The sequence below is a fragment of the Micromonospora sp. NPDC004336 genome (assembly GCF_053602615.1).
This window is the reverse complement of record NZ_JBSGDY010000017.1, coordinates 1-26687: the sequence shown is the minus strand read 5'-3', so window position 1 is coordinate 26687 and position 26687 is coordinate 1. Positions and strand designations below refer to the sequence as shown.

Below are 26687 nucleotides of genomic sequence, written 5' to 3'. Positions count from 1 at the left end.
TCCCGCTCGCGGTCCCCCGCCGGCTATCCGTCGACGGGCGCCACGACCGGGGCGCGGGCGCACTCGCGGCAGGCGCGGGCGGCGGCGGCGATCCTGGCGTGCAGGGCGACGGTGAGCGCACCGACGAGCGCGCCGAGCGCCCAGTTGCCGGCCAGCGCCGCCGCGACGGCGAGGGTGAGGGCGCTGGTCACCAGCGCGACGGTGGCGATGGTGCCGGCCCAGGCCACCATCAGCGGCAGTTGGTGCGGGGTGGGCAGCCGGCGGGCCAGGACGCCGGTGGCGGCCAGCGACGTCGCGGCCAGTAGGGCGGCGGCGGCCGCCACGCCACCCAGATGGGCGGCCAGGGTCTGCGCGAGGTCGGACAGTTGCCGGCGCTGGCCCTGGCCGACGACCGCCACCAGGTGCCAGCAGGCCATCAGGAAGGGCACGGCGAGCAGGACGACGCGGGCCGTGTGGCGGGCCTGGGCGACGGTGAGCTCCTGCTGGAAGGCGGGGGCGACCTCCTCGATGCTGCCGAAGTCGCGTACCGCCGCACGCCTGGCGGCCGATTCGTCGAGGGCGGCGTCGCAGGCCAGCGCCGCGGCGGCGTCGGTGAGGCCGTCGCGCGCCTCGGTCAGCATCCGGGTCTTGGCCCGGGCCGGACCGTGCAGGACGGCCGCCAGGCCGGCGAGATGCTCCTCGATCGGATCGTGCCAAGGCGGTGCAGGCCGCGCACCCGCACCGGCTCGCCCGGCGCGGCGGTCGGGGGCCGTCACGTGGCCGGCCTCGGCGACGGCGACGGCGACGGATCCAGGACGGCGCCGATCGCGGAGGTGAGCTCGCGCCAGGCCGTGCGCTTGTCCACCAGGGCCCGCCGGCCCGAGTCGGTCAGCTCGTAGCAGCGGCGGCGGCGCTCGCCGACGGACTGCCAGTCGCTGCGCAGCAGGCCGAGCCGTTCGAGCCGGTTGAGGGCCGGATACATCGTGCCGGTGCGCAACTCCAGCGCCCCGCCGCTGCGTTCGCGCACGGCCGCGATTATCGCGTAGCCGTGCAGCGGCCCCTGCTCCAACGCGGCGAGCAGCAGCGCGTCCAGGTGCCCGCGGACGGCGTCCTCCTTCATCGGTAGGCAGCCTACCGGACATCATGTAGGTGTGCTATCCATTGGGAGCCAATATGTAGGTAGCCAACGCGAAGGAGCACGAGTGACCAAGCTGCTGCTGTCGGTGCACGTCCTGGCGGCGATCCTCGCGATCGGACCGATCGCCGTGGCCGCCTCACTCTTCCCCCGCTACGCCGGTGCCCGACGCGTCGGCTCCGACGGAAAGGGCGACGCCGCTGCCCCGGGCGGGCACGCGCCCCAGGTCGCCGCCTTCCTGCACCGCACCTGCCGCGCCTACACCGTCGTCGGCGTGGTCGTCCCCGCCTTCGGGCTCGCCACCGGCGCGCGACTCGGCGTCCTGACCGACGCCTGGCTCGTCACCTCGATCGCCCTGACCGCGATCGCCGCCGCCCTGCTGGCGCTGGTCATCCTCCCCGGCCAGCGACGCCTGCTGGCCCCGGCCGAGGCCACGGCCACGGCCGTCGGCGGCGGAACCCGGGCGGCGGCGAGCCGACTCGCCATGACCACCGGGATCTTCAACCTGCTGTGGGCGATCGTGGTCGTCCTGATGATCGTCCGGCCCGGCTCCACGACGGGGGTGTGACCGCCGTGCGTACCCTGCGGATCGTGGCCGAGGCCGAGGCCGCCTCCCTGGCGGTCCTGCTGGCCAACCTGGCCACCGCGCACGCCCCGGCGGTCACCGCCCTGGGCGGACCCGTCCACGGCGCCTGCTACCTCGCCGTCATCGCCTGCACCTGGCTGACGGCCACCGCCACCCCCGCCGCCCGCTGGCTCGCCGTCGTCCCCGGCGTCGGCGGCCTGCTCGCGCTGCGCCGGATCGCGCGCGCCCCCGCCCCGGCCGGCGGCGGGACCGAAGCCGGATGAGGTGGGTCTTCGGGCGCCCGGCGTGCCGGCCAGGTCGAGCACGGTGGCGGGGTCCACGACCGCGCACCCGCCCCAGACCGGTGCCCGCCTCCAAGGTGCGCAGCCGCGCCGCCTCCCGTCGCGCCGGGCCACTCGCGCGCCGGGCCACTCGCGGGGCGGGACGGAACGCCGCCGGCCGAACGTCGGCGCCACGGCGGCCACCGGCCGGGCTGATGGCGACGCCGCGACGGCCACCGGCAGGATGGGCGGGTGCCCGCCCCCACTCCCCCGCCGTCGGCCGTGCTCGACGCGGTACTCGAACGGCTGACCTACGTCAACGAGGAGACCGGCTACACCGTTGCCCGGGTCTCCACCGACCGCGGCGGCGACCTGCTCACCGTCGTCGGGGCGCTGCTCGGCGCCCAGCCCGGGGAGAGCCTGCGGCTGACCGGCCGATGGTCCTCACACCCGCAGTACGGCCGGCAGTTCGAGGTCCACTCCTACACCACCGTGCTGCCCGCCACCATCCAGGGCATCCGGCGCTACCTCGGCTCGGGGCTGGTCAAGGGCATCGGCCCGGTGTTCGCCGAGCGGATCGTCGCCCACTTCGGCCTCGACACCCTGGACGTCATCGAGACCGAGCCCGCCCGCCTGGTCGAGGTGCCCGGCCTCGGGCCGAAACGCACCGCGAAGATCACCGCCGCCTGGGCGGAGCAGAAGGCCATCAAGGAGGTGATGGTCTTCCTCCAGGGCGTCGGCGTGTCCACCTCGCTGGCCGTGCGCATCTTCAAGCAGTACGGCGACGCCTCCATCACCGTGGTGCGCAACGAGCCGTACCGGCTGGCCGCCGACGTGTGGGGCATCGGCTTCAAGACCGCCGACACCATCGCCCAGTCCGTCGGCATCCCGCACGACAGCCCGCAGCGGGTCAAGGCCGGCCTGCAGTACACCCTCTCCGAGGCCACCGACGACGGCCACTGCTACCTGCCCGACGCCCGACTGGTCGCCGACGCCACCAAGATCCTCGACGTGCCCGGCGACCTCGTCACCACCTGCCTCGACGAACTGGTGGCCGAGGAGGGCGTCATCCGCGAGACGCTGCCCGGGCCGGACGGCGAGGCGACGACGGCGGTGTACCTGGTGCCGTTCCACCGCGCCGAGCGGTCCCTGGCCGGCTCGCTGCTGCGGCTGCTGAACGACCGCGCCGACCGGCTGCCCCACTTCGCCGCCGTCGACTGGGACCGGGCACTGGCCTGGTTGAAGGCCCGCACCGGCACCGACCTCGCCCCCGAGCAGGTCGAGGCCGTCCGGCTCGCCCTCACCGCCAAGGTCGCCGTGCTCACCGGCGGGCCGGGCTGCGGCAAGAGCTTCACCGTCCGCTCCGTCGTCGAACTCGCCGCCGCCAAGAAGGCCAAGGTCACCCTCGTCGCGCCGACCGGCCGCGCCGCCAAGCGGCTCTCCGAGCTGACCGGGCACCCCGCCGCCACCGTGCACCGGCTGCTGCAGCTCCGCCCCGGCGGGGAGGCCAGCCACGACCGGGACAACCCCCTCGACGTCGACCTGCTCGTCGTCGACGAGGCCTCCATGCTGGACCTCGTCCTGGCCAACAAGCTCGTCAAGGCCGTACCGCCCGGCGCGCACCTGCTGCTCGTCGGCGACGTCGACCAGCTTCCCTCCGTCGGCGCCGGGGAGGTCCTGCGGGACCTGCTCGCCGCCCCCGCCATCCCCCGCGTCCGGCTGACGCAGATCTTCCGCCAGGCCGCGGAGTCGGGGGTCGTGACCAACGCCCACCGCATCAACGCCGGCAAGCCGCCCCTGCTCCAGGGCCTCGACGACTTCTTCCTGTTCGCGTGCGACGACACCGAGGCCACCGCCGCCCTGACCGTCGACGTCGCCTGCGCCCGCATCCCCGCCCGCTTCGGCCTCGACCCCCGCCGCGACGTGCAGGTGCTCACCCCCATGCACCGCGGGCCCGCCGGCGCCGCGGCCCTGAACACGCTGCTGCAACAGCGCCTCACCCCCGCCCGCGACGGGCAACCCGAGCGCCGCGTCGGCGGCCGGGTGTTCCGCATCGGCGACAAGGTCACCCAGATCCGCAACAATTACGACAAGGGCCAGGCCGGCGTCTTCAACGGCACCGTCGGCATCGTCACCGCCCTGACCCCGGAGGAGCAGACCCTGACCGTACGCACCGACGAGGACGAGAACATCGACTACGACTACGACGAGCTCGACGAGCTGGCCCACGCGTACGCCATGACGATCCACCGCTCGCAGGGCTCCGAGTACCCCGCGGTGGTCATCCCGCTCACCACCAGCGCCTGGATGATGCTGCAACGCAACCTGCTCTACACCGCCGTCACCCGCGCCAAGAAGCTCGTCGTCCTCGTCGGCTCCCGCCGCGCCCTCGCCGCCGCCGTACGCACCGTCGGCGCCGGACGCCGCCACACCGCCCTCGACCACCGCCTCGCCTGAACGCGGATCCACCCGGCGTCGCTCGTTCCGGTCGGCCGGCGCGGCGGCGGGAGGCAGTCCGGTTGTGATCCGCCGCTATGCGTCCCCGACCGGCACCCCGACCTCGGCGGCCGGCTCCCGCCGGTCGGCGGCGGTCGCCATCGCGCTCAGCGCGAAAACGGTGCAGACGGTCAGGACGGCGGGCAGGCCCTTGAGCGCATCGGACAGCTGACCGACGCCGGCGTCGACGAGGCCAGGGTCGTAACCCGAGACGACCGAGGGATACCACCACAGCGCGTCCTGGCGTGGCGCTATCGGGGCGGGGATCGCGGTGAGCACGTACGCGATGGTGCTGGCCTGCAGCACGACGAGGGCGCCGACCATCGAGGTCAGCCGCCCGAGCACCGGCCGCCCTCGTGCGCCGAGCGCGGCGGCCAGCCGACCCACGGCCAACACCCCGACGCACCAGCAGAGCGTGGCCAGGACCGAGGACTGGAGGGTCTCGCCGAGGGACTGGCCCAGCCCGGGCACGCTCGCCACCCCGAGCAGGCCCACCGTCAGCGCGACCGGCACGACCAGACCGGCCGCCGCGATCCGCCCCGTCCGGGCGACCGCCCGCCCGCGCCACAGCGCCAGCAGCCCGACCGGGACGACCATGGCCGCGAACACGACCGGGGTCACGGCGACGACGTCGATGTCGGTCGATCCGAGCAGGTTGAGCACCTGGCCCGCCCCCGCCATCAGCAGCAGGAGGGCGAAACCGAAGCCGAGCGGAGCGCAGACCAGCTTGGCCAGGGTGGCCAGGTGGTGACGGGTCCGGGCGCTGGTCAGCGCCCGCGGCCCGCCGGCCACCCGGTCGGACAACGCGCACCACGCCACGTCGACCAGGTCACGGCCGGGTCGGGGGGACCGGGCCAGCAGGTCGGCGAGTTCCGGGCCGTAGCGCTCCCGGATCGCCCGAGGGTAGAGGGCCAGCACGCGGCGGATGAGCCAGGGAGACATCACGCCACCGCCAGCCGGCGCAGGCCCGCCCTGCTCACCGACTCCATCCGCCGCAACTCCAGGCGGAGCGCGGCGCGGCCGGCATCGGTGAGCTGGTACGGCTTGCGCCGATCCCGTTCCGGCAAAGCTTCGATGTAGCGCCGCTCCTCGAGCCGTCGGATCGCCCCGTAGAGGGTGCCCGGCCCGGGTCGGTCGCCGGTGAGGCCGGCGATGTCGTCCTGCATGGCGTAGCCGTGCTTCGGTCCTTCCGCGAGACTGACCATGATCAGCACAGCCGGCTCGGAGAACCTGCCGAGTTCGGCGAGACCGCTCACCTGCCACCGCCCTTCCTGTCGTCCACCGCGTTACATCGTACTGCGTAGTATCGCGGTGCGATGCAACGGTGACAAGTGCGTTCCCTCCGGGTACGGCACCACGCCCCTCGATCACGTACGCGCAGCGGGGCGTCCGCCCGGACCGGCTCACCCCCGGTCACCCGCCACGGCGGCGCCGGACTGATCCGAGCCACGAACAGCGTCGACGCCGCGGCACCTCCCAGCTCGGGCACGGTCCGTGACCTACCCTGGGTGACGCAGTGCCGGTGCGGCGCCCCGGCCGGGCGGCGTGAGCAGGGCCTACCACGCCTCCGGGCCGGTCGGCACGTGCCGCTGACCGCGGGACGGAGTGGTGACCGGCGCGCCGGGCGAGCCGGTGCACAGGCGTCAAGCCGGGTTGCGGCGATGAGTTCGCCGGCGCCCACAGGTCCACCTTCCGACCGAGACGACCAACCCATCGGGAGCTAGGCATGGGCCTGATCCACATCGAACTCTTCGCGACCCTCGACCTCGTCGGGCAGTCGCCCGGCAGCCCCGACGAGGACCCGGCGGGGTTCCCGTTCGGCGGCTGGCAGGCGCCCCTGCTCGACGAGGTCGCCGGGGCCCAGGTCGGCGCCGCGTACGAGGGCACGGACGCCCTCCTCCTCGGCCGGCGGACCTACGACATCTTCGCCGCCTACTGGCCGCACCAGGAGGGCGGCCAGGACAACGAGATCGCCACGCTCTTCAACAGCGTCCCGAAGTACGTGGCGTCGCGTGGTCGCCCCGACCTCTCGTGGGCCGGGTCCACGCAGCTCGGCCCGGACCTGGCCGGCGCCGTACGCGAGATCCGCGACCGGCACGAGCACATCAAGGTGGTCGGGAGCCTGAATCTGGTGCAGACCCTCCTGCGCGAGAAGCTCTTCGACCGGCTCGACCTCTGGGTGCATCCGATCGTGCTCGGCGTCGGGAAGAAGGTGTTCGACGGTGGCGCGGTGCCCACGAGCCTCAGCCTGCTCGAACCGCCGGCGGCCGGCCCGAAGGGCACCGTGTACCTGCGTTACCGGCTCGCCGACGGCACGCCCGGGACGGGCGACATGAGCGCACCCGATCGCGGCGCCGGACGCGACGACTGAAGCCGCCCCCGCCCGGCGACCCCTGCGGGCGCTCAAGGCCGGCGGCCTGGTCGTCGACCAGGCCGCCGGCACCCGTCGGGTCTACCGGCTCGACCCGGCCGGACTGGCCGCCGTGCGGGCATACCTGGACCGGCTCTGGAACGAGTCGCTCACCGCCTTCCAGCAGGCCGCCGAGGCGGCCCCCACCGAACCCGAAACCGACAGGAGCTCCGGATGAACGCCACACCCGCGATCCCCCCGATCCGCCGGACGATCACCGTCGCCGCGCCCGTCGAACGGGCCTTCCGCGTCTTCACCGACTCCATCGACAGCTGGTGGCCGGCCGAATACCACATCGGCCGGGCCGACTACGCCGGTGCGGTGCTGGAGCAGGGCGAGGGCGGCCGATGGTACGAGCGCGGCACCGACGGCAGCGAGTGCGACTGGGGGCGGGTGCTCGCCTGGGAGCCCCCGCACCGGCTGGTGCTGACCTGGCAGATCAACGGCGAGTGGCGGTACGACCCGGACCCGGGGCGCGCCAGCGAGATCGAGGTGCGGTTCACCCCGGCGGGGCCCGACCAGACGGTGGTCGAGCTCGAACACCGCCACCTCGACCGGCTCGCCGGCGGCCAGGCGATGCACGACGCGGTCGGCGGCGACGGCGGCTGGGCCGGCGTCCTCGATCGATTCGCCAGGGCCGTGGACGACAACAGGTCCGGCGGCTGAGGCCCGGCAGGACCGGGGACCGCCGTTCGCCTCGATCCACCCGTGCACCGCGCAGGCGGCTCCGGCGTGGATCCCCGCACCGGCGGTGGCCGCGGCGAGCGTGCGGGGCGGCGGACCGTGGAGCTTCGGTCCCACCTCCGGTGTTCAGGCGTCACGCCGGACGAAAGCCGTCGTCGCCAGGGCAAGGGTGAACGCGACCCAGAGCGCCATCAGTGCTCCCCCCTGTCCTGCCGTCAACGTGACGTCGGGGAGGGGCGCGGTCTGGTACATCTGTCTGCCGGCCCGGTCCGGCAGGTATCCGGCCACCGTGGTGACCCGGGCCAGCAGGGGCGAGGCGACGTAGACGAAACCAAGCATGATCGCCAGCGCGGTTACGGCGTCCCGGGTCAACAGGGCGACGGCATAGGCGAGCATGCTGATCAACAGCAGGTACGCCGCCGCCCCGGCCAACGGGCCGGCGGGCGCTCCCCGTCCACCGAGGAAGGCCAGGGCGACGACGGCGAGGACGGCCGTCGCCGCGGCGACGGCGACATGCGCGACGACCTTTCCCGCCGCCAGCAGCGGCCGGTCGGGCACGCTGCGCACGGTGGTGTGGATCTGACGCCCGCTGTACTCCGTCGCCGCCGCGAGCACGCCGAGCAGGATCAGCCCGACCTGTCCGTACCCGATGGCCTGGATCGCCACGTCGGTGGCGGAGGCGGCGGGGTTCCCGGGCGGCTCGGGTGTGGCCGCGTCGAGGACGAGGGCCAGTCCCGGCACGCCGAGGACGGTTGCGCCGACGGTGCCGGCGACGGCCGGAAGGGTGCGCAGTTTGATCAGCTCGGCGGCCGCGACGTTCCTGAACCCGGAAGCCATTCCTGTCCTCCGTTCAGGCGTCGCGCCGAGCGAACACGACAGCCGCGACGACCAGCATCACGACGGTCCAGGCGGCCATGACGAGACCCCCGGCGACGGGACCGAGCATGTCCTCCGCCGGATAGTCCGGGTGGACCATCTGCGTCCCCGCGACATCGGGCAGGTACCTGGCCCACCCCGTGACGCGGGTCAGCAGCAGCGAGACGGAGACGAAGGCGGTGTTGGCGATGAGGACGGCCAGGGGAACGATGCCGCTTCGGGTGAGGACGGTGAGGGCGCACGCGAGCAGCGCGGTGAGCACCAGGTAGACGACGGCCCCGAAGATCCGCCACCCGATGCTGTCGACGAGGTCACCCAGTGGGCGCCCGTGCTCCCCGAGCAGCGTGTGGGAGACGAGGACCGCCGCGGGCACGGTGACGCTCGCCAGCACCCCGGTCGTCACCGTCACCACGATGACCTTCGCGACGAGCACGGCCACCCGCCGAGGCGTACATGTCAGGGTGGTGGATATCTGCCGGCCGCCGCCTGCGTCCACGGGGTTGGACCTGTACTCGCTGCTGATGACGACGACGCCCAGCACGATCGCGCCCACGGCTCCCACCGGCAGCAGGTCGAGCCCCACGTCGACCGTGCTCCCCTCGGTGAACCGCGCGGTGTCCCCACGGTCCAGCGCGGCACGCATCGAGGTGGCCGAGAGGGCCGCGAGCCCGAGCGTACCGAGCACGCTGACGGCGATCGCGACGAACGTCGCCGGCAGCCCGAGCAGCTTCCTGAACTCGGCGATGACGATGCCGGTCACGACCAACCCCCGTTGCCCGGGCGGTCGACGGACCGCCCGCCGCTGGGATCGGTGAGGGCGAAGAACGCCTCCTCCAGGGAGGCGTACCCGGCGGTCACCGCGTCGAGCGGCCCCTGGCTGACGACCCGTCCGCCGCTGATCACGACGAGGTCGTCGGCGATGTCGGCCATCTCGGCCATGAGGTGGCTGGAGAGCAGCACGGTGCGTCCTGTGGCGGCGAACTCCGTGAGGAACCGGCGGATCCAGCGGATGCCGCCCGGGTCGAGGCCGTTGACCGGTTCGTCGAGGATCAGCAGCTCAGGGTCGCCGAGCAACGCCGTCGCCAGACTCAGGCGCCGCCCCATGCCGAGCGAGTACCTCCCGACGCGGCTGCCGGCGGCGTCGCTGAGCCCGACGATCTCCAACACCTCGTCGACGCGGCTGATGCGGATGCCGTTGCTCCGTGCGACCCAGCGCAGGTGGGCGTGGGCGGTCCGGGACGGGTGCGCGCCGGTGCCGTCGAGCAGGGATCCGACGGTACGCAGCGGCTGGCGCAGCGTCCGGTAGGGCACGCCCGCGATGAGCGCCGAGCCGGCGTCGGCCGAGTCAAGGCCGAGCAGGACGCGCAGGGTCGAGGACTTCCCGGCGCCGTTCGGGCCGAGAAACCCGGTGACCCGGCCACGAGCCGCGGTGAAGCTCAGGTCGTCGACGACGGTCTTCCGGCCATGACGTTTCGTCAGGTTCACTACGTCGATCACGCCGTACAGCATCCGGCCGGGCCCGGAACGGGTCATCGGCCAAAGGTTGACACCTACCGACGACGCCGTCCGAGCTGCGCGACCGGTGAGCCGTCCGGCTGACGGAGGTGGTCGACGAGCCCGCACTCGTAGCCGAGGATGACCAGCTGCGTGCGGTCCCGCACACCGAGCTTGAGGAACAGGCGGCTCAGGTACGTCTTGACCGTGGCCCGGCTGAGGAACAGCTCCGCGGCGATCTCCTCGTTGGACATGCCGCGCAGGATCGCCGCCACGACATCGCGTTCCCGGTCGGTGAGGACGTCGAATCGGGCCAGGTCGGGTTGTCGGTGGCCGGAGCGGGCGGAGACGTCGGCGATCAGCCGGCGGGTCACCTCCGGCGCGAGCATCGCGTTGCCGGCGTGCACCACGTGGACGGCGCGCAGGGTCTCCGCCGGCGCGGCGTTCTTGAGCAGGAAACCGGAGGCGCCGAGGCGCAGGGCCGCGTAGACGTACTCGTCGAGGTCGAACGTCGTCAGGATGAGGACCCGCGTCGCCGGCCGTCGCTGACAGATCAACTCCGTGGCGGTCAGTCCGTCCATCACCGGCATGCGGATGTCCATCAACACCACGTCGGGCCGGACCCGGTCTGCCGCGGCGACCGCCTCCCGGCCGTCGCGCGCCTCACCCGCCACCACGATCGCCGGATCGCTCTCGAGCAGTTCCCGCAACGACGCCCGTACCAGGTCCTGGTCCTCGGCGATCAGCACGCCGATCCGCTCAGCCACCGCTCACCTCGTGCCGCAGCGGGACGACCGCATGCAGGGCGAACCCGCCCCCGGCCCGGCGCCCGGCGGCGAGCGCGCCGCCCATGAGCCGAACCCGCTCCCGCAGGCCGACGAGCCCGAAGCCGGGTGCGGTGCTCACGCCGTGGGGCACCGACCCGCCAGCCGGGCCGCTGTCCACGATCTCGACCCGCACGTCGGTGTCGCCTCCGACGACCGTCACCTGGCAACTGGCGCCGGGCGCGTGCCGGGTCACGTTGGTCAGCCCCTCCTGCGCGATCCGGTAGACGGCCAGCCCGACACCGGGCGGAACCCGCTCGCAGCCGTTCACCGTCAGGGTCAACGCTATCCCGGCCCGCTCGACGCGTTCGACGAGCCCCGGCAGGTCGTCGATGCCCGGCTGCGGGAAGCGCGCCGCGCCGTCACCGGGGTCGCGGACCGCCGTCAACGCCGCCCGCAGCTCGTCCAGCGCCTCGCGGCTGGTCGTCTCGATCTGCGCGAGCTTCGCCCTGAGCCGTCCGGCGTCGTCGCCGCCGACCTGACGCGCGACCCCGGAGACGACCGAGATCGTGCCCAGCGAGTGCGACACGATGTCGTGCACCTCCCGAGCGATCCGAAGCCGCTCCGCCGTGACCGCGTGGTCCCGCTCGGCCCGCAACGCGTGCTCGGCCTCCCGGCGTTGCCGCCTGATCGCGCTGCCCAGCGCCCACGTCCCGGCCAGCACCAACAGACTCATCAGCACGTACCGGACGACCTCCTCGGCCCCGGCCGGCCCGCCGACAGCCACCAGGACGACCACCGCCGCGATCGCCACCGAGACGGCGGGGAGCAGCCTGACGCTGCCCCGCGAGACCGCTACCGGAAACAGGGTCCAGGCGGCGGCCACGAACGGGTCGTGGGTCAGGCCCGACACCGCGCCGACGAGAGTCACACCGGTGACGATGCAGAACGCCACGAGGGGCCAGCGCGACCGGAGCAGCATCCCCACGACCAACAGGACGACGGCGCAGGCGTGCACGGGGCGGGACCAGTCGGCGCGGTCGGTCAGCGGCAGCCAGAAGACCAGAACGCAGAGCAGCGCGGCACCGAGGTCCAGGCCGACCGAGGGCACCGACGTCGACAGGACCTGACGCGGCCGGGTCATGTCCGCACACTACCCACCGGCCGTCGGCCGGCCGGCACCGCCGACGCGGCGGTCGTTCATCGGCGGCAGGCCGGTCGGTCCCTCCCGGCCCTCCCCGCGGTGCTCGGCGGGCTGGCCCGCACGGCCTGGTCCCGCTTCGTCGGACCGCGTCAGGTGAGTTGGCGGAACTCAGGGCTGCGGGTCACCGCGGCTCGGGCGGCTCGATCAGCTTGTGCAGCAGGACGTTGAGCTGGCTGCGCTCCTCCTCTGTCAGCCCCTGCAGCAGTTCGCTCTGCGCCGCGGTGACCACGGCGTCGAGTTCGAACAACACCTCGCAGCCCGCCGGGGTTATCTCGACGACGTTGCGGCGCGCGTCCGCCGGATCGGGCAGCCGCCGGGCCAGCCCGTCGCGCTCCATTCCGTTGAGCGCCGACACGGCGTCGCCGCGGTCGACTCCCAGCCGCCGGCAGAGTTCGGCCTGGCTGAGCGATCCGTACTGGTCGAGCCCGGCGAGGAGGGCGTACCGCAGCCGGAAGCCCGGCCGGCCGGCATGCGCGGCGACCAGTCGGTTCGCGTGCGAGCTGGCGTGGTGCAGCAGCCAGGACGTCAACCCTCGCAGCCGCTCTGGCGGAAGGGCTTCCTGGCTCGGCAGGGCTTCGGGCACCCGACCAGCCTAACAGATTCGTTGGACATCCAACGAGTCTGCGATTATCGTTGGGACTCCAACGAAAACGGAGGGTCGGCGTGGCAGCGCCCGTACCGGCATGCCGCGCCACGTCGCCGCTGGAAGGAGTTACGGCATGACCCCAATCGCGGTCCTACAGCGCATGCTCGACCAGGTCGTCGCGTGGGCCGACGCCCTCGCCCCGCTGCGGGAGGTGCGGCGATGACCGACGTGACGCACCGTCACGTGCAGGCCGGCGGTATCCGGATGCACATCGCCGAAGCAGGTTCGGGACCGCTGGTGGTCCTGCTCCACGGCTTTCCGGAGTCCTGGTACTCCTGGCGTCGCCAACTGGTCGCCCTGGCCGACGCCGGCTATCACGCCGTCGCCCCCGACCAGCGGGGATACGGCCTGACAGACCGTCCGAGCGCGGTCGAGGACTACACGATCCTCCACACCGTCGGCGACCTCATCGGCCTGATCGACGCACTCGGCGAGGAGCAGGCCGTCGTCGCCGGCCACGACTGGGGCGCGGGGGTCGCCTGGCACAGCGCGTTGATGCGGCCAGACCGCATCCGCGGTGTGGTCGGGTTGGGGGCACCGCAAGGGCCGCGGCCGGCCACCCCTCCGCTCGCCACCATTCGCGAGAGTGCGGGCGACAACTTCTACGTCGCCTATCTGCAGCAGCCGGGAGTCGCCGACCAGGAACTCCAGCGGGATCCACGCACGACGATCCGCCGGGCGCTCTACGGCGCTTCCGGCGAGGGCCATCCGTGGAATCCGGTCGTCCCGGAAGGCGGCGGGCTGCTGGACACCTGGCGGGAACCCGAACAGCTACCCGCCTGGCTGTCCGAAGAGGATCTCGCCTTCTACGCCGCGGAGTTCGAACGCACCGGCTTCACCGGTGCCCTGAACTGGTTCCGCAACCTGGACCGGAACTGGGCGCTCACCGCGCCCTGGCACGACGCCGCGGTGCTGCCACCGGCCCTCTACGTCACCGGCGACAGGGACACCGCCTCGACGCTGCCGGGCGGCAAGGAACTGATCGCCGGCACCTCGACAGTGGTGCCAAACCTGCGCAAGGCGATCGTGCTGCCCGGCTGCGGCCACTGGACCCAGCAGGAACGCCCCGCAGAGGTCAATCGAGCGCTCGTCTCCTTCCTCGAGTCCCTGTGACAACACGGGCACTCCGAGGGAGTGCCCGCCGAACGCAAAACTGGAGCAGAGATGTCCGACCGCCCCCACGCCTACCCCGTTCCCGCCGACGAGGCCGACGTCAAGCAGCTCGAGGAGCTCATCGCCGAGCTCCAGGACGGGTTCAACCGCAAGGACGCGTCGATCCTCGACGGCCGGTTCACCGCCGACGCCGTCCTGATCGTGCCCGACGGCACGGTGTTGCGGGGATGGACCGAACTCTACGAGTACCACACCGGCCGGCTCGCCGGTGCCGTCAGTGACTGGTCCACCCGGTTCTCCGTGCTCAGCGTGAGCCGGTTGAGCCACGAGGTCGCCGTCGTACACGTGAAGCAGGACACGACAACTCCCGGCAGGAGCTTCAGCAACCACGGCACGGTCGTGACGATCAAGATGGATGGAGCATGGTGGATCAGCGCCATGCAGAACACCAACGTACTGGTCTGACCGACGAAGACGGGGTCGCCCGAGCTGGCGATCGCCGGTCGCCCGCCCCGCCCGTCGCCGAAGGCTGGACGGAGCCGGGTCTGACCTGACAGACCGGAACGCCCCGTGCTCAGCGATGCCGCTGGTCGCGGGGCGTTCCGGTCGGCGAGCCGTCGGGCAGCCCGGGCCGGGCGCCGTCCGGCTGACCCGTACACCGGCCGCCCGCGCGGTCACCGCTGCCAGCGGACGACCCCGCCGACCACCGTGAGCGCCACCGTGAGGTCGCGCAGGCCAGCCGGCTCGACCTGGTACGGGTCGGCGGGCAGCGCGACGAAGTCGGCGAGCATCCCCGGGCGCAGCCGCCCCTTCAGGTGCTCCTCGTAGGACGCGTAGGCCCCGGCGACGGTGAAGCCGTGCAGCGCCGCGTCGAGGTCGAGCCGCTCGTGCGGGTCCACGCCGCCGGGCGGGGTGCCGTCGGGCTGCTGTCGGGTGACCGCCGCGTGGATGCCGTGGAACGGGTCCGGGTCCTCCACCGGGGCGTCCGAGCCGAACGCCACCGTCGCGCCGGCGTCGAGCAGGCTGCGCCAGGCGTACGAGGCCAGGTCACGGCCGGCGAGCATGCTGGTGGTCAGGGGGATGTCGCTGGTGCAGTGGGTCGGCTGCATCGAGGCGATCACCCCCAGCCTGGCGAGCAGCGGCACGTCCGCCGGCCGCAGGTGCTGGGTGTGTTCGATCCGGTGCCGCAGCCGCCGTACCGTCGCCGCGCCGGCCGGGTCGGTGCGCGCCCGCTCCTGCCACCGGGCGTACGCCGCCAGCACCATCTGGTTGGCCGCGTCGCCGATGGCGTGCGCCGCGACGGCGATGCCGGCCCCGGCCGCCTTCGCCACCAGCCGCTCGAACTCCTCCGCCGGCGTGACCGCGATGCCGTGGTTGTCCGGCTCGCCGTCGTACGGCTCGGTCATCAGGCAGGTGTGCGAGCCGAGCGCCCCGTCGGTGAAGATCTTCACCGGGCCGGTACGCAGCCAGCGGTCCCCGTCGCCGGTCGCCCAGCCCTCGTCGATGGCCTCGTCCAGCGCGGTAGACGGGATCGACTTGTGCACTCGCAGCGGCAGCTCGCCCCGGGCGTACAGGGTCTCGTAGGCGGCTCGGCAGTCCTGCCCGTCGATGTCGTGGATGCTGGTGAGGCCGACGGCGAGCAGCCGGGGCAGGTGGGTACGCAACTGCGCGACCAGGTCGCCGGCGAGCGAGGTGCGCATGACGTCGGCGGCCGCGTCACCGGCCGCCTCCCGCAGGATCCCGGTCGGCTCGCCGCGCTCGTCGCGGACGATCTGCCCGCCGATCGGATCGGGGGTGCCGGCGTCGATGCCGAGCCGCCGGAGGGCGGCGGTGTTGACCCACGTGGTGTGCCCGTCGACGCTGGGCAGCACGGCGGGCCGGTCCGGGCAGACGCGGTCCAGGTCGGCCCGGGTCGGCTGCACCGGACGGTCCCACTTGTGGCTATCCCAGCGTCCGCCGAAGAGCCAGGCGTCGGGCGGCAGGGTGGCGGCGTGCCGGGCGATCCGCGCCAGCGCCTCGTCGAGGCTGGTCGTGCCGCGCAGGTCCACCTGCTCCAGGCCGCGCACGTAGGACGCCGAGTGGATGTGGCTGTCGATCAGGCCCGGCAGCACCGTCATCCCGCCGAGGTCGACCCGGCGCGCCCCGCCGCCGGCGCGGTCGCGGCACTCGTCGAGGCTACCGACGGCGACGAGCCGCTCGCCGCGCACCAGCATGGCCTCGGCCAGGGGACGCGCGGGGTCGAGCGTGTGGATGCGGGCGTTCTCGAAAACCGTACCGGTCATGGGGTCGCCTCTTCGACGGCTGGACGGGGGCACCCATGGTAGGTGGTTCGGTGCGCGACGGCGGGCCCCGGCCATGCCCCCGCCCGATGTTCGATGTTTCCCCCGCGCCGCGGTCGGCGCAGCGGCATCATCTGCTGATATGAGAAGAATGTCCGCTGCGATCGTGCTCCTGGTCGCCGCCCTGGCGTCCGGTTGCGACGCACCGGAGCCGAAGTCGACCGCGCAGCCGCCCAGCCCGTCCGCCGTCACCCCCGGCCCCCGGACCACCCTCACCGTGGTGGCGGCCGGTGACCTGCTCGTGCACCCCGCGCTCAGCGAGCAGGCCGCCGCCGACGCCCGCCGGAGCGGACGCGACGGCCACGACTTCACCCAGGTGCTCGCCGCGGTCCGCGCCCGGGTGAGCGCCGCCGACCTGGCCATCTGTCACATGGAGACCCCGCTGGCCGAGCCCACCGGACCGTTCACCGGCTGGCCGAACTTCAGCGTGCCGCCCGAGCTGGCCGACGCCGCCGCCTGGGCCGGCTTCGACACCTGTTCGACGGCCTCCAACCACTCATTGGACAGCGGGGTGGAGGGCATCGCCCGCACCCTCGACAACCTCGACCGGGTGGGCCTGCGACACACGGGCACGGCCCGCACCGAGGCCGAGGCCCGCCGCCCCACCATCCTGGACGTGGGCGGCGTCAAGGTCGGTCAGCTCTCGTACACCCTGAGCTTCAACGACATCCCACTGCCCGCGCGGAGGCCGTGGGCGGCCAACCTGATCGACGAGGACGCCATCCTCGCCGAGGCACGGCGGGCACGCGACGCCGGCGCGGAGATCGTCATCCTGTCGATGCACTGGGGTACGGAATACCAGCACGAGCCGAACGCCGACCAGGTCGACCTGGCGCACCGGCTGCTGGCCTCGCCCGATGTGGACCTGATCGTCGGCCACCACGTGCACGTGGTGCAGCCCTTCGAGAAGATCGGCGCCAAGTGGGTCGCCTACGGCATGGGAAACCTGACCGCCCGGTTCGGCGACGGCTCCCCCGAGAAGACGCAGGACGCCGTCCTGCCCGAGTTCACCTTCACCCGCACCGCGCCCGGCAGGTGGGAGGTCACCGGCGTGAGCGTCCTGCCCACCTGGATGGAGTACCGGCCGATGGCGCGCGTGGTCGACCTGACCGCCGCGCTGAGCGACCCGCGGCTGCCCGCCGCCCGCCGCGCGCACTACGCCGCGATCGTCAGGCGGATCAACGGGTACGTCGACCTGCGGGGCGCCTTCTCCACCGGGCTGCGGATGCCGCAGTGAGCGCTCGTCGGTCACGCGACGCGACGGACGCGGCGGACGGCGAGGTAGAGCAGTAGGGCGGCGAGGGCGACGAAGATGCCGGTCTCGATGCCCTGGAACAGCCAGAACCGGCTTCCTGGTTGGTAGAGCTGCCAGTTGTAGGCGCCCGAGGGGATGCCGAGGTCGGCGCCGCACGCGGCTCCCGGCCCCGTGGCGTCGGGCGCGCAGGCGATCTGCGCGTTGGACGCGACCATCCGGCCGGAGGCGTCGCGGATGCCGTAGGACAGGACCCAGTCGCCGGCGGCCGGATTCGTCTGCTCGGTCGCGTCCTTGACCGCAAGGGTCAGGACGCGGGCGGGCAGGAAACGCGGCCGGGCGAGCGTCGTCAGGGCGACGCGCAGCCCGAGGAACCCGACGAGGGTGGCGGACATCGCCGGCAGCACCTTCGGCCAGACGGTGCCCGCGAAGACGCCGAGCGCGACCGCGAAGATCGTGTAGCCGATCGGGACCGTCCCCTGCATGTCGAAGAAGAAGGTGTTGAAGCGGCCGTGCTGCCCGGCCCGGCTGATCGGGGTCAGCCACCACGAGACGCCCAGTCCGTAGACCACCGAGGCGACGAGCGCGACGGCGCCGGCGAGCCCGAACTTGACCAGCGCCCAGCGTCCCCGGCTGACGCCCTGGGTCCAGACCATGCGGTGGGTGCCCTGCTCGATCTCGCGGGCGACCAGCGGCGCGCCCCAGAACAGCCCGACCAGCAACGGCAGGACGAGGAAGAGCACGCCGATCGTGGTCAGCACGCCGTACCGGCTGTTGAACTGCTGCGACGCCCTGCCGCAGGTGTCGGCGTCGGCGGGGACCGTCGAGGCGGTGCCGAGGGCGCGGACGCAGTCGTCCAGGCCCAGGTCGGCGAAGGTGCCCCGCATGGCCAGACCGGTGGGGACCAGCAACGCGGCGAGGAGCGCGAGGCCGATCGCGGTGAACAGTGCCTGCTTGCGGTGCTGACGCCAGGCGAGCCAGATCATGCCGGCACCTCCCACGCGGTACGCGGCCGGGAGTCGCCGTCGCCGAGGTAGGCGAGGATGAGGTCCTCCAGTGTCACGTCGTGCGCCCGCCACCCCGGGCCCCGCAGCGGTTCCTTCACGCGGACCAGCAGCGTGGACTGCCCGTCGGTGTGCTCGGCCCGTACGACCTGGGAGACCCCGGCGGGCAGCGGGCCGCCGTCCCGGGGGCCGACCAACCGCCGGTGCTCCGCGAGCAGGGCGCCGACGTCGCCGGCGAGCCTCGCCTGCGAGGCGTGCAGCACGATGAGGTGGTCGCAGGTGCGTTCGAGGTCCGCCAGGATGTGCGAGGACAGCAGCACCGTCGTGCCCGTCTCGGCGACGATGCCCGTCAGCGCCTGGAGGAACTCGCGCCGGGCCAGCGGGTCGATGCTGGCGACCGGCTCGTCGAGCAGCAGCAGCCGTGGGCGCTTGGCCATCGCCAGCGCGAGGGCGACCTGGGCCCGCTGACCGCCGGACAGCTTGCCGACCGGCTTGTCGCGCGGAATGCCGATCTGCGCCAGCCGGCGTTCCGCCAGGGCCGTGTCGAAGCGCCGGTTCAGCCTGGCGCCCATCGTGAACAGCTCAGCCGCCGTGAAGTCCCGGTACAGCGGGGTGTCCTGGGCCACGAAGCCGACCCCCGACAGGACGGCGACGTCGTCGTACGGCGTCCGGCCGAACACCCGCACGGCGCCGGCGTCCGGCCGCAGCAGACCGACCACCAGGTGCAACAGGGTGCTCTTGCCCGCTCCGTTGGGGCCGACCAAGGCGGCCACCCTCCCGGCCGGAAGGCGCAGCGAGCAGTCCCGCAGCGCCCACGCTCCGCCGTACCTCTTCCCGAGCTGGTCGGTCTCGACGACGATGTCCATCCGTAACCCTTCCGTCCTGTCGACGCTTTGCGGGTTCCGTTCTACGGGGACGCCGGTGTCACGACGGTGCCTCCGGCTGACACCGTTCTGACACCCGCCCGGTGGCATGGTGGAACCATGCGCGTGCTCGTGGTCGAGGATTTCGAGGTGCTGGCCCGTACGGTGGGGATCGGGTTGCGCCGCGAGGGCATGGCGGTCGACGTGGTGCTCGACGGCGACGCGGCCCTCGAACGCCTGGCCGTGAACCGCTACGCGGTGGTGGTGCTCGACCGCGACCTGCCGGGCGTGCCGGGCGACGAGGTGTGCCGGCACATCGTGGCCGGGCACCCGGCGACCCGGGTGCTGATGCTGACCGCGGCCTCGTCGGTGCGACAGCGGGTCGACGGCCTGGGTCTCGGCGCCGACGACTACCTGCCCAAGCCCTTCGACTTCGCCGAGCTGGTCGCGCGGGTGCGGGCGCTCGGCCGGCGGCCGGGCACGGCGGTGCCACCGATCCTGGAGTACGGGGAGCTCACGCTGGACCCCGGGCGCCGGGTCGTGACCCGCGGAGGACGCCGGCTGGACCTCAGCCCGAAGGAGTTCGCCGTCCTGGAATGCCTGCTCGCCGCGCACGGTCGCCTCGTGTCGGCGGAGGATCTGCTCGAACGGGTCTGGGACGAGGCGGCGGACCCCTTCACCACGGCGGTCAAGTCCACCGTCCGCCGGCTGCGGTCCAAGCTGGGCGACCCCCCGATCATCCAGACGGTGCGCGAGGGCGGCTACCGGGTCGGCGAGCCGTGACGCGCATCCGGATCCCCCGGCGCAGCCTGCACGTCCAACTCACGCTGCTCTACGCCGTGCCCTTCCTGGTCTCCGGCGTCGCGCTGCTCGCGATGTCGCTGCTGGGCGACAAGCAGGCCGTCCCGGCAGGCCCGGTCGAGGCCCCCACCGGCTTGTCCGGCGACGGCGGTCACCTGGACCGGCAGCTCACCACCTCGGCATGGGCCGTGGCCGGCCTGGTGGTGGTCTCCCTGCTGCTCGGCTGGTTCGTCGCCGGCCGGTTCCTGCGCCCGCTGCGCACCATCACCGCCACCGCCAGGGAAATCTCCGCCAGCGACCTGCACCGCCGGCTCGGCCGTACCGGTCTGCACGACGAGTTCACCGACCTGGCCGAGACGCTCGACGACCTGTTCCGGCGGTTGCAGGCCACGTTCGAGTCGCAGCGGCACTTCGTCGCCAACGCCTCCCACGAACTGCGTACCCCGCTCACCGCCGAGCGGACGGTGCTCCAGGTGGCGCTCGCCGACCCCGATGCCACCGCCGAGACACTACGGTCGGCGTGCCACGAGGTCCTCGCGCTCAACGACCGACAGGAACGCCTCATCGAGGCGCTGCTCACCCTGGCACACGGTGAACGGGGCCTCCAGTCGCACACCCCGCTCGACGTCGCCCGCACCGTCGCCGAGGTGGTCGCCGCCCGCCGCGAGGACGCCGACCGGCGAGGCGTCCGGATGCGCACCGGCCTCCAGCGGGCACCGGTGACCGGCGACCCCGACCTGGTCGAGCGTCTGGTCGTCAACCTGGTCGACAACGCCGTGCGACACAACGCGCCGGGCGGCTGGGTGGAGATCAGCACCACGGCCACCGCGACCGGCGGCGCCATCCGGATCAGCAACTCCGGTCCGGTGGTGCCGCCGGGCGAGGTCGACGCGCTGTTCGAGCCGTTCCGGCAGGTCGGCAACCGCCGGACCACGCATCCCGACGGGCACGGGCACGGGCTCGGACTGGCCATCGTCCGTGCGATCGCCGAGGCGCACGGGGCGAGTGTCGACGCCAGGGCCCGGGCCGCCGGCGGTCTCGACATCGAGATCGCCTTCCCCGGCTGACCGAGCCGCCGGCACCAGTCGCGACGGCGGCAGCCGGGGTGGGGCGACCACGAGCCCGCCGGCACCCCCGCCGGCGCGATCCGGTGGACCGCGACAGGCGGGGGTCGTACCGCGGCCGGGGCCGACGGCCCCGGGACCGTGCGCAGGTCAGGCGGGTCGTCGGTGGCGGCGCGGGGCCGGGGCACGGTCGGCGCCGGTCAGCACCAGCCGTTGACGGGGCCGTTCACGCCGGTCCACAGGTAGGCGTCGGAGACCCAGCTGCCGTCGCTGAGCCGGTTCCACAGCGCGGTGGTGCCGTACCGCCCGGCGTGGCTGGTGCCGTTGGCGGAGCAGGAGACCGTCACCGTGGCGCCGTCGCTCACCGAGCCCAGCGCGGCGTAGCCGGTGCCGGGGCCGGAGCGTCTGGTCAGGGTGCCGCCGCCGTTGGCGTCGACGACCGCCTGGTTGAAGCCCAGCACGCCGTAGTTGTAGACCGCGCCGCCGGCGCCCCGCCAGGTCGAGCCGTGCCGCGCGCCGCCCTGGTAGGCGGCGGCGCCGTTCTCGAACACCCACTTGCCGATGCCGTGGCCGGCGATGGGCACGTAGGCGCTGTTCTGCCGCAGGCCGAAGTGGACGTGCCGGCCGTACGCCGCCCCGCCGCAGGTCACGTCGGTGCCGGTGTAACCGAGGTAGGCGCCCTGGCCGACGGCGGCGCCGTTGACCGAGATGCTGCTCCACAGGTGGTAGTAGTCGGTCGAGTAGCCGCGATCGTGGATGACCCGGATCCAGCCCGTGCACATCGTGTAGGCCGTGCCGCCCCGGGCCGCACGGACCACCTCGTCGCCGCCGGCGAGGTCGATGGAGCTGTACGGCGACTCGCTGCCGCCCCAGCCGTGCGGGCCGCTGGTGAGCGTCCACGTCTGGCCGACGGCGAACGGCAGGGCCATGCCGGTGCGGTAGTCGCCGCCGGCGTACATCGTGCCGGGGGTGCGGGTGAGCACCTCCCGCTCCTGCTTGCCGACCAGGGGCGACTCGGCGGCCAGCGCGCCGAACTCCGCCTCGCCGTCGAAGCCCACCCGCCACCCGTCGGCCTCGGCGCGGGCGATGAAGATCGCGCCGGTCGGGTGGACGTCCTTGTCGTGGGAGGTGACGGTGACGGCGGTGCCGAAGGCCCACCGGCCGCCCTTGCGGGTGACGGTGACCCGGGTGTCCGACTCGTCGGCGTGCGCCTCGCCGCTGGTCCGGGCCTGGCCGAGCAGCTTGGCGGTGACCGCCTCCTCGACGCTCGCGCGTGCCGCGTCCGGTGCCGCCGGGGCGGCGTGCGCGGCGGTGCCCGCGACCACGAGCTCCGCCGCCAACAGAGCCGTGGCGATGCCGGCCCATCGTCTGATCCGCACCATTGACGACCTCTTTTCCATCGAGAGACATCGTTGAGTGCTGCCGACGATAGACAGAACGCGGAATATTGTCTACATGTTGGCACCGCGGCAATGAAGATATGTTTCGGCCGCCGGCCCGCCGCCCGCGCCGTCAGCCCCCGCCCGCGTCACTGCCCCCCGCCCGCGCCGCCGGCCCGCCGCCCGCGCCGACGGATCCGGCCGGCGGCGGCCCGCTCAGCCGTGCAGGTAGGCGAGGACCGCGAGCACCCGACGGTTGTCGTCCTCCGACGGCGGCATGCCCAGCTTGCTGAAGATGCTGTTGATGTGCTTGCTGACCGCCTTCTCGGTGACGAACAGCCGCCCGGCGATCGCCGCGTTCGACCGGCCCTCCGCCATCAGACCCAGCACCTCGCGCTCCCGGGCCGTCAGCTCCCGCAACGGCTGCGCCGCCGCGTTGCGGGCGAGCAGCTGCGAGACGACCTCGGGGTCCATCACCATGCCGCCGGCGGCCACCCGGCGCACCGCGTCGACGAACTGGTCGACGTTGGACACCCGGTCCTTCAACAGGTAGCCCACTCCCCCACCCCGGTCCGCGAGCAGCTCCCGGGCGTACAACTGCTCGACGTGCTGGGACAGCACCAGGATCGGCAGGCCCGGCAGCCGGGTGCGGGCCTGCAACGCCGCCTGGAGCCCCTCGTCGGTGAAGGTCGGCGGCAGCCGCACGTCGACGACCGCGACGTCCGGACGGTGCCGGACCAGCGCCGGCAGCACCGACGGCCCGTCGGCGACGGCCTCGACCACCTGGCAGCCGAACGCGTCGAGGATGCGCGTCAGCCCGTCCCGGAGGAGGGCGAGATCCTCCGCGATGACAACTCGCACGGCAGCTCCATGGTCACGACGGTCGGTCCGCCCGGCGGACTGGTCACGGTGATCGTGCCATCGAAGGCTGCCAGACGGCGGCGCACGCCCGACAGGCCGGTCCCCGAACCGGGCGTCGCGCCGCCCCGGCCGTCGTCGCCGACCACCATCGTCAACGCGCCGTCGCCGTAGGCCAGGCGGATCCACGCCCGCGCGGCGCCGCTGTGCTTGGTGACGTTCGCCAGCGCCTCGGCCACCGCGAAGTAGGCCGCGGACTCGACCGCCGCCGGTGGGCTGCCGGGCAGCTCCACGTCGAGGTCCACGGGCAGCGGCACGGCCAGGGCGAGCGCCCGCACGGCGCCGTCCAGGCCACGCTCGGCCAGCACCGGCGGGTAGATGCCGCGAACCAGGTCGCGCAGCTCCACCAGGGCCTGCCCGCTCGCCTCCTGCGCCTCGGTCAGCAGCCGCTGGGCCGCGGCCGGGTCGTCGGCCAACAGCTTCTCGGCCAGACCGATGCTCATCCGCAGCGCGACGAGGCGGGCCTGCGCCCCGTCGTGCAGGTCGCGCTCGATGCGCCGCAGCTCCGCGGCCTGGGTGTCGACGGTGTCGGCGCGGGTGGTGGTGAGCTGGCGGACCCGCAGCGCCAGCTCCTGCGCGCGGGTCGGGGCCAGGAAGAAGCCGGCGAAGCGGAAGTGCAGCCACACCAGCCACGGCGCGACCACCAGGCCGGCGTAGAGGAACAACCACCCCTGGGGTACGGACAGCACCGCCTGCGCGAGGTTGTCCATCGGCCAGAACACGCCGTAGCCGTACCAGTCGAGGGTGAGGAACAGCGCCACCGGCACCAGCAGGACGCCCTCCAGCCCGTAGACCGGCAGCACGAACGCCAGCAGGCACGCCGCGCCGGTCACCCCGCCCGGCACCAGCCAGGCGAGGTCCCGCCACGTCGCCGGATCACCCACCACCCAGCGGAACCGCCGCCACGTGCCGAGCCGGGCGTCCTCGGGCAGCGGCGGGTACGGCGTCGTGATCGGCGTGCCGCCCCACCCGGCCAGCCGGCGTTGCAGCCCCACCGACCACCGCACCAGCACGGTAACCGCGGGAAACAGCGCGAACCCGATGCCGAGGGCGGGGATCAGGGCGAGCGACACCACCGACAGCGCGAACAGCGCCGCGTTGGTCGTCAGGCAGAGCAGGGACACGGCCAGGCCCTGCGCGGCGGCCACCGCGCCGGGCCGGACCGACCGCCGGACGAACGCGCGTAGGGAGCTGTCCACGCGCCCATTCTGCGGCACCGGCCCGGCCGGAATCGGTGGTGCTGGCACCACCCGCGTTCGGGACCTGACACCCCTGCCCCCAGCCCCCGCTCGCCGAAGGATCGAGGCGTGACCACAACCAGGCAGGAGAGCCGCCACATGTCCCGGCGGCAACGACTGGCCGGCCTACCGTCCGGCCGGCGCACCAAGTACGCGATGCTCGTCTTCTGGCTCGTCCTCGTCGCGGTGGCCGGGCCGCTGGCGGTCAGGCTGACCGAGGTGCAGGACAACGACACCCTCGGCGCGTTGCCCGCCGGCGTCGAGTCCAGCCGCGCCGTGCAGCGGGCGGAGGCCGCCTTCCCCGACTCCCAGGCCGCGCTCGCGGTCGCCGTCTACGTACGCGACAGCGGGCTCACCGACGCCGACCGCGCGAAGGTCGACGCCGACCGCGCCGCGTACGCCGCCTTCGCCGACGGCGGCCAGGTGCCGCCGCCGGTGCCGAGCGAGGACGGCAGGGCGGTGCTGCTGTCCTTCCCGGTCGCCGGCGACGACGCGCGACGGGCCGAGGCGGTGGCCGACATCAGGGACCTCCTCGCCGCCGGCGCGCCCGGCGGGCTGCGCACCGCCCTGACCGGCGAGGCCGCCGCCACGGAGGACGTCTTCGACGCGTTCGCCGGAATGGACGTCGCCCTGCTGCTGGCGACCGCGGGCACCGTCGCGCTGCTGCTGCTCGTCACCTACCGCAGCCCGATCCTGTGGCTGATCCCGCTCGTCACGGTCGCGCTGGCCAGCCAGCTCGCCAGCGCGGTCGTCTACCTGCTGGCCGAGCACGGCGGCCTGGCCGTCGACTTCCAGAGCCAGAGCATCCTCACGGTGCTGGTCTTCGGCGTCGGCGTCGACTACGCCCTGCTGCTCATCGCCCGGTACCGGGAGGAGCTGCGTCGGCACGCCGACCGGCACGCCGCGATGGCCGTGGCGCTGCGGCGCTCGATCGGCGCGATCTGCGCCTCGGCGGCGACCGTGGCGGTCGGCCTGCTGTGCCTGCTCGCCGCCGACCTGCCGGCCACCCGGGGCCTGGGCCCGGTCGGCGCGGTCGGCATCGCCGCGGCGTTCCTCGCCATGACCACGCTGCTGCCCGCCGTGCTGGTCGTCTTCGGGCGCTGGCTGTTCTGGCCGTTCGTCCCCCGGCACAGCCCCGACGCGGTCGGCGACGACGACACCGCGGGGCACGGGCTGTGGCGCCGCGTCGCCGGCGTCGTCGGCCGCCGCCCTCGCGCGGTCTGGGTGGGAACCGCCGCGGCGCTGGTCGCCCTCACCTTCGGCATCGGCAACCTCAGCATCGGCATGCCCGGGGAGCAGTCGTTCACCACCGAGGTCGGCTCGGTCACGGGCCAGCGGATGATCGCCGCGCACTACCCGAGCGGGACGGTGGCGCCCGCCGAGATCCTGGCCGCCGCCGGCACGGCCGACCAGGTGGTGACCGCCGCCCGTACGGTGCCCGGAGTCGCCGAGGTCGGCGAGCCGCAGCGCTCCCCCGACGGCCGATGGGTCCGGGTGGCCGCCGTCCTCGCCGACACGCCGGACAGCGACGCCGCCCTGGACACCGTCGACCGGCTCCGCGCCGCCGTGCACGCCGTACCCGGCGCGCAGGCGCTCGTCGGCGGCGACAGCGCGTACCTGCTCGACGAGGAGCGCACCGTCGGCCGGGACAACCGGGTCGTCGTCCCGCTCATCCTGGCGGTGGTCTTCGCCGTGCTGGTGCTGCTGCTGCGGGCCCTGGTCGCCCCGCTGCTGCTGCTGGCGAGCGTGGTGCTGTCCTACGTGGCGGCGATGGGCGCGGCCGGGCTGATCCTCGACGCGATGGGCTACCCCAGGCTGTACGTCGGCATCCCGCTGCAGACGTTCCTGTTCCTGGTCGCCCTCGGCGTGGACTACACGATCTTCCTGGCCACCCGGGCCAGGGAGGAGGCGGCGCGGCTCGGGCACCGGCGGGGCGTGCTGCACGCGCTGACCGTGACCGGCGGCGTCATCACCAGCGCGGGCGTGGTGCTGGCGGCCACCTTCGGCGCGCTCGCCGTGCTGCCGCTGGTGCCGTCGGTGCAGTCGGCCGTCATCGTCGGGGTCGGCGTCCTGCTGGACACGTTCCTGGTGCGCAGCCTGCTCGTCCCGGCCCTGGCGCTGGAGATCGGCCGCCGCACCTGGTGGCCGGGCGTCCTGTCGCGGCGGGCGGCGCCGGTCCGGG

Annotated in this window: 27 protein-coding genes; 11 read left to right on the top strand and 16 right to left on the bottom strand. The window is 73.6% G+C overall.

What is annotated here, in order from left to right; genetic code table 11:
- Positions 1-23: 23 nt before the first annotated feature.
- On the bottom strand, positions 24-755 hold the full coding sequence (locus ACWENR_RS06415; RefSeq protein WP_452276015.1) for a permease prefix domain 1-containing protein: 732 nt from the start codon (positions 753-755) through the stop codon (positions 24-26).
- Positions 752-1099 (bottom strand): helix-turn-helix transcriptional regulator, encoded by a 348-nt coding sequence (locus ACWENR_RS06410; RefSeq protein ID WP_452276014.1) that lies wholly within the window; start codon positions 1097-1099, stop codon positions 752-754. Before ACWENR_RS06410 ends, ACWENR_RS06415 begins: the two co-directional genes overlap by 4 nt.
- 82 nt (positions 1100-1181) lie before the next feature.
- Between ACWENR_RS06410 and ACWENR_RS06405 the strand changes: the two genes are divergently transcribed.
- The 3 genes from ACWENR_RS06405 (at position 1182) to recD2 (ending at position 4417) form a co-directional block, all read left to right on the top strand.
- On the top strand, positions 1182-1682 hold the full coding sequence (locus tag ACWENR_RS06405; protein WP_452276013.1) for a hypothetical protein: 501 nt from the start codon (positions 1182-1184) through the stop codon (positions 1680-1682).
- Positions 1679-1963, top strand: coding sequence for a DUF3817 domain-containing protein (locus ACWENR_RS06400; RefSeq protein WP_452276012.1), 285 nt, complete (start codon positions 1679-1681; stop codon positions 1961-1963). The genes ACWENR_RS06405 and ACWENR_RS06400 overlap by 4 nt, the downstream gene beginning before the upstream one ends.
- A gap of 249 nt (positions 1964-2212) precedes the next feature.
- A complete protein-coding gene (gene recD2 / locus ACWENR_RS06395) occupies positions 2213-4417 on the top strand; it encodes an SF1B family DNA helicase RecD2 (protein WP_452276011.1) in 2205 nt (734 codons plus the stop codon).
- Positions 4418-4492: 75 nt separating this feature from the next.
- Here recD2 and ACWENR_RS06390 read toward each other — a convergent pair whose 3' ends face one another.
- Positions 4493-5398: a hypothetical protein gene (locus tag ACWENR_RS06390; RefSeq protein WP_452276010.1), complete on the bottom strand. Its 906-nt coding sequence runs from the start codon at positions 5396-5398 to the stop codon at positions 4493-4495.
- Positions 5398-5712, bottom strand: a complete 315-nt coding sequence (locus ACWENR_RS06385; protein WP_452276009.1) for a PadR family transcriptional regulator — start codon at positions 5710-5712, stop codon at positions 5398-5400. Before ACWENR_RS06385 ends, ACWENR_RS06390 begins: the two co-directional genes overlap by 1 nt.
- A gap of 470 nt (positions 5713-6182) precedes the next feature.
- On the opposite strand from ACWENR_RS06385, the gene ACWENR_RS06380 reads away from it, so the two are divergent.
- Both ACWENR_RS06380 and ACWENR_RS06375 read left to right on the top strand, forming a co-directional pair.
- The gene (locus ACWENR_RS06380) at positions 6183-6827 is read left to right on the top strand and encodes a dihydrofolate reductase family protein (RefSeq protein WP_452276008.1); all 645 of its coding nucleotides are present in this window, start codon (positions 6183-6185) and stop codon (positions 6825-6827) included.
- Between the two features lie 213 nt (positions 6828-7040).
- On the top strand, positions 7041-7532 hold the full coding sequence (locus tag ACWENR_RS06375; RefSeq protein ID WP_452276007.1) for an SRPBCC family protein: 492 nt from the start codon (positions 7041-7043) through the stop codon (positions 7530-7532).
- Positions 7533-7676: 144 nt separating this feature from the next.
- Here the strand turns inward: ACWENR_RS06375 and ACWENR_RS06370 are convergent, their stop codons facing one another.
- The 6 genes from ACWENR_RS06370 to ACWENR_RS06345 form a co-directional block, all read right to left on the bottom strand.
- Entirely contained in the window at positions 7677-8387 is a 711-nt protein-coding gene (locus ACWENR_RS06370; protein ID WP_452276006.1) for a hypothetical protein, read from the bottom strand.
- A gap of 13 nt (positions 8388-8400) precedes the next feature.
- Positions 8401-9186, bottom strand: coding sequence for a hypothetical protein (locus ACWENR_RS06365; RefSeq protein ID WP_452276005.1), 786 nt, complete (start codon positions 9184-9186; stop codon positions 8401-8403).
- Positions 9183-9959 carry an ABC transporter ATP-binding protein gene (locus tag ACWENR_RS06360; RefSeq protein WP_452276004.1) on the bottom strand — a complete coding sequence of 259 codons (777 nt, stop codon included), beginning with the start codon at positions 9957-9959 and terminating at the stop codon, positions 9183-9185. The genes ACWENR_RS06365 and ACWENR_RS06360 overlap by 4 nt, the downstream gene beginning before the upstream one ends.
- Before the next feature lie 17 nt (positions 9960-9976).
- Positions 9977-10687: a response regulator transcription factor gene (locus ACWENR_RS06355; RefSeq protein ID WP_452276003.1), complete on the bottom strand. Its 711-nt coding sequence runs from the start codon at positions 10685-10687 to the stop codon at positions 9977-9979.
- Entirely contained in the window at positions 10680-11828 is a 1149-nt protein-coding gene (locus tag ACWENR_RS06350) for a sensor histidine kinase (protein WP_452276002.1), read from the bottom strand. Before ACWENR_RS06350 ends, ACWENR_RS06355 begins: the two co-directional genes overlap by 8 nt.
- A gap of 181 nt (positions 11829-12009) precedes the next feature.
- Positions 12010-12471, bottom strand: a complete 462-nt coding sequence (locus ACWENR_RS06345) for a MarR family winged helix-turn-helix transcriptional regulator (protein WP_452276001.1) — start codon at positions 12469-12471, stop codon at positions 12010-12012.
- A gap of 222 nt (positions 12472-12693) precedes the next feature.
- Between ACWENR_RS06345 and ACWENR_RS06340 the strand changes: the two genes are divergently transcribed.
- Both ACWENR_RS06340 and ACWENR_RS06335 read left to right on the top strand, forming a co-directional pair.
- Positions 12694-13647, top strand: a complete 954-nt coding sequence (locus ACWENR_RS06340; protein ID WP_452276000.1) for an alpha/beta fold hydrolase — start codon at positions 12694-12696, stop codon at positions 13645-13647.
- A 51-nt stretch (positions 13648-13698) separates the two neighbouring features.
- Positions 13699-14112, top strand: coding sequence for an SgcJ/EcaC family oxidoreductase (locus ACWENR_RS06335; protein ID WP_452275999.1), 414 nt, complete (start codon positions 13699-13701; stop codon positions 14110-14112).
- A 209-nt stretch (positions 14113-14321) separates the two neighbouring features.
- Here ACWENR_RS06335 and ACWENR_RS06330 read toward each other — a convergent pair whose 3' ends face one another.
- The gene (locus ACWENR_RS06330; protein WP_452275998.1) at positions 14322-15929 is read right to left on the bottom strand and encodes an amidohydrolase; all 1608 of its coding nucleotides are present in this window, start codon (positions 15927-15929) and stop codon (positions 14322-14324) included.
- Positions 15930-16077: 148 nt separating this feature from the next.
- Here ACWENR_RS06330 and ACWENR_RS06325 point away from each other — a divergent pair, with 148 nt between their 5' ends.
- Positions 16078-17223, top strand: coding sequence for a CapA family protein (locus tag ACWENR_RS06325; RefSeq protein WP_452275997.1), 1146 nt, complete (start codon positions 16078-16080; stop codon positions 17221-17223).
- Positions 17224-17234: 11 nt separating this feature from the next.
- Here the strand turns inward: ACWENR_RS06325 and ACWENR_RS06320 are convergent, their stop codons facing one another.
- The gene (locus tag ACWENR_RS06320; protein ID WP_452275996.1) at positions 17235-18224 is read right to left on the bottom strand and encodes a transporter; all 990 of its coding nucleotides are present in this window, start codon (positions 18222-18224) and stop codon (positions 17235-17237) included.
- Positions 18221-19108 (bottom strand): ABC transporter ATP-binding protein, encoded by an 888-nt coding sequence (locus tag ACWENR_RS06315; protein ID WP_452275995.1) that lies wholly within the window; start codon positions 19106-19108, stop codon positions 18221-18223. The genes ACWENR_RS06320 and ACWENR_RS06315 overlap by 4 nt, the downstream gene beginning before the upstream one ends.
- Before the next feature lie 117 nt (positions 19109-19225).
- On the opposite strand from ACWENR_RS06315, the gene ACWENR_RS06310 reads away from it, so the two are divergent.
- Positions 19226-19888, top strand: a complete 663-nt coding sequence (locus tag ACWENR_RS06310; protein WP_452275994.1) for a response regulator transcription factor — start codon at positions 19226-19228, stop codon at positions 19886-19888.
- Positions 19885-20973: a sensor histidine kinase gene (locus ACWENR_RS06305; RefSeq protein ID WP_452275993.1), complete on the top strand. Its 1089-nt coding sequence runs from the start codon at positions 19885-19887 to the stop codon at positions 20971-20973. Before ACWENR_RS06310 ends, ACWENR_RS06305 begins: the two co-directional genes overlap by 4 nt.
- Positions 20974-21170: 197 nt before the next feature.
- On the opposite strand, the gene ACWENR_RS06300 is transcribed toward ACWENR_RS06305, so the two are convergent.
- The 3 genes from ACWENR_RS06300 to ACWENR_RS06290 form a co-directional block, all read right to left on the bottom strand.
- Entirely contained in the window at positions 21171-22352 is a 1182-nt protein-coding gene (locus ACWENR_RS06300) for a peptidoglycan DD-metalloendopeptidase family protein (protein WP_452275992.1), read from the bottom strand.
- A 213-nt stretch (positions 22353-22565) separates the two neighbouring features.
- Positions 22566-23210 (bottom strand): LuxR C-terminal-related transcriptional regulator, encoded by a 645-nt coding sequence (locus ACWENR_RS06295; RefSeq protein WP_452275991.1) that lies wholly within the window; start codon positions 23208-23210, stop codon positions 22566-22568.
- The gene (locus tag ACWENR_RS06290; protein ID WP_452275990.1) at positions 23162-24466 is read right to left on the bottom strand and encodes a sensor histidine kinase; all 1305 of its coding nucleotides are present in this window, start codon (positions 24464-24466) and stop codon (positions 23162-23164) included. The genes ACWENR_RS06295 and ACWENR_RS06290 overlap by 49 nt, the downstream gene beginning before the upstream one ends.
- 138 nt (positions 24467-24604) lie before the next feature.
- On the opposite strand from ACWENR_RS06290, the gene ACWENR_RS06285 reads away from it, so the two are divergent.
- Positions 24605-26687, top strand: a 2083-nt coding sequence (locus tag ACWENR_RS06285) for an MMPL family transporter (RefSeq protein ID WP_452276053.1), incomplete at its 3' end; no start/stop codon positions are given.

Coding starts and splice junctions, on each gene's coding strand:
- ACWENR_RS06410 (WP_452276014.1), bottom strand. CDS start 1,099: ATGAAGGAGGACGCCGTCCGCGGGCACCTGGACGCGCTGCTGCTCGCC.
- ACWENR_RS06390 (WP_452276010.1), bottom strand. CDS start 5,398: ATGTCTCCCTGGCTCATCCGCCGCGTGCTGGCCCTCTACCCTCGGGCG.
- ACWENR_RS06380 (WP_452276008.1), top strand. CDS start 6,183: ATGGGCCTGATCCACATCGAACTCTTCGCGACCCTCGACCTCGTCGGG.
- ACWENR_RS06375 (WP_452276007.1), top strand. CDS start 7,041: ATGAACGCCACACCCGCGATCCCCCCGATCCGCCGGACGATCACCGTC.
- ACWENR_RS06370 (WP_452276006.1), bottom strand. CDS start 8,387: ATGGCTTCCGGGTTCAGGAACGTCGCGGCCGCCGAGCTGATCAAACTG.
- ACWENR_RS06360 (WP_452276004.1), bottom strand. CDS start 9,959: ATGACCCGTTCCGGGCCCGGCCGGATGCTGTACGGCGTGATCGACGTA.
- ACWENR_RS06350 (WP_452276002.1), bottom strand. CDS start 11,828: ATGACCCGGCCGCGTCAGGTCCTGTCGACGTCGGTGCCCTCGGTCGGC.
- ACWENR_RS06340 (WP_452276000.1), top strand. CDS start 12,694: ATGACCGACGTGACGCACCGTCACGTGCAGGCCGGCGGTATCCGGATG.
- ACWENR_RS06335 (WP_452275999.1), top strand. CDS start 13,699: ATGTCCGACCGCCCCCACGCCTACCCCGTTCCCGCCGACGAGGCCGAC.
- ACWENR_RS06330 (WP_452275998.1), bottom strand. CDS start 15,929: ATGACCGGTACGGTTTTCGAGAACGCCCGCATCCACACGCTCGACCCC.
- ACWENR_RS06325 (WP_452275997.1), top strand. CDS start 16,078: ATGTCCGCTGCGATCGTGCTCCTGGTCGCCGCCCTGGCGTCCGGTTGC.
- ACWENR_RS06320 (WP_452275996.1), bottom strand. CDS start 18,224: ATGATCTGGCTCGCCTGGCGTCAGCACCGCAAGCAGGCACTGTTCACC.
- ACWENR_RS06315 (WP_452275995.1), bottom strand. CDS start 19,108: ATGGACATCGTCGTCGAGACCGACCAGCTCGGGAAGAGGTACGGCGGA.
- ACWENR_RS06310 (WP_452275994.1), top strand. CDS start 19,226: ATGCGCGTGCTCGTGGTCGAGGATTTCGAGGTGCTGGCCCGTACGGTG.
- ACWENR_RS06300 (WP_452275992.1), bottom strand. CDS start 22,352: ATGGTGCGGATCAGACGATGGGCCGGCATCGCCACGGCTCTGTTGGCG.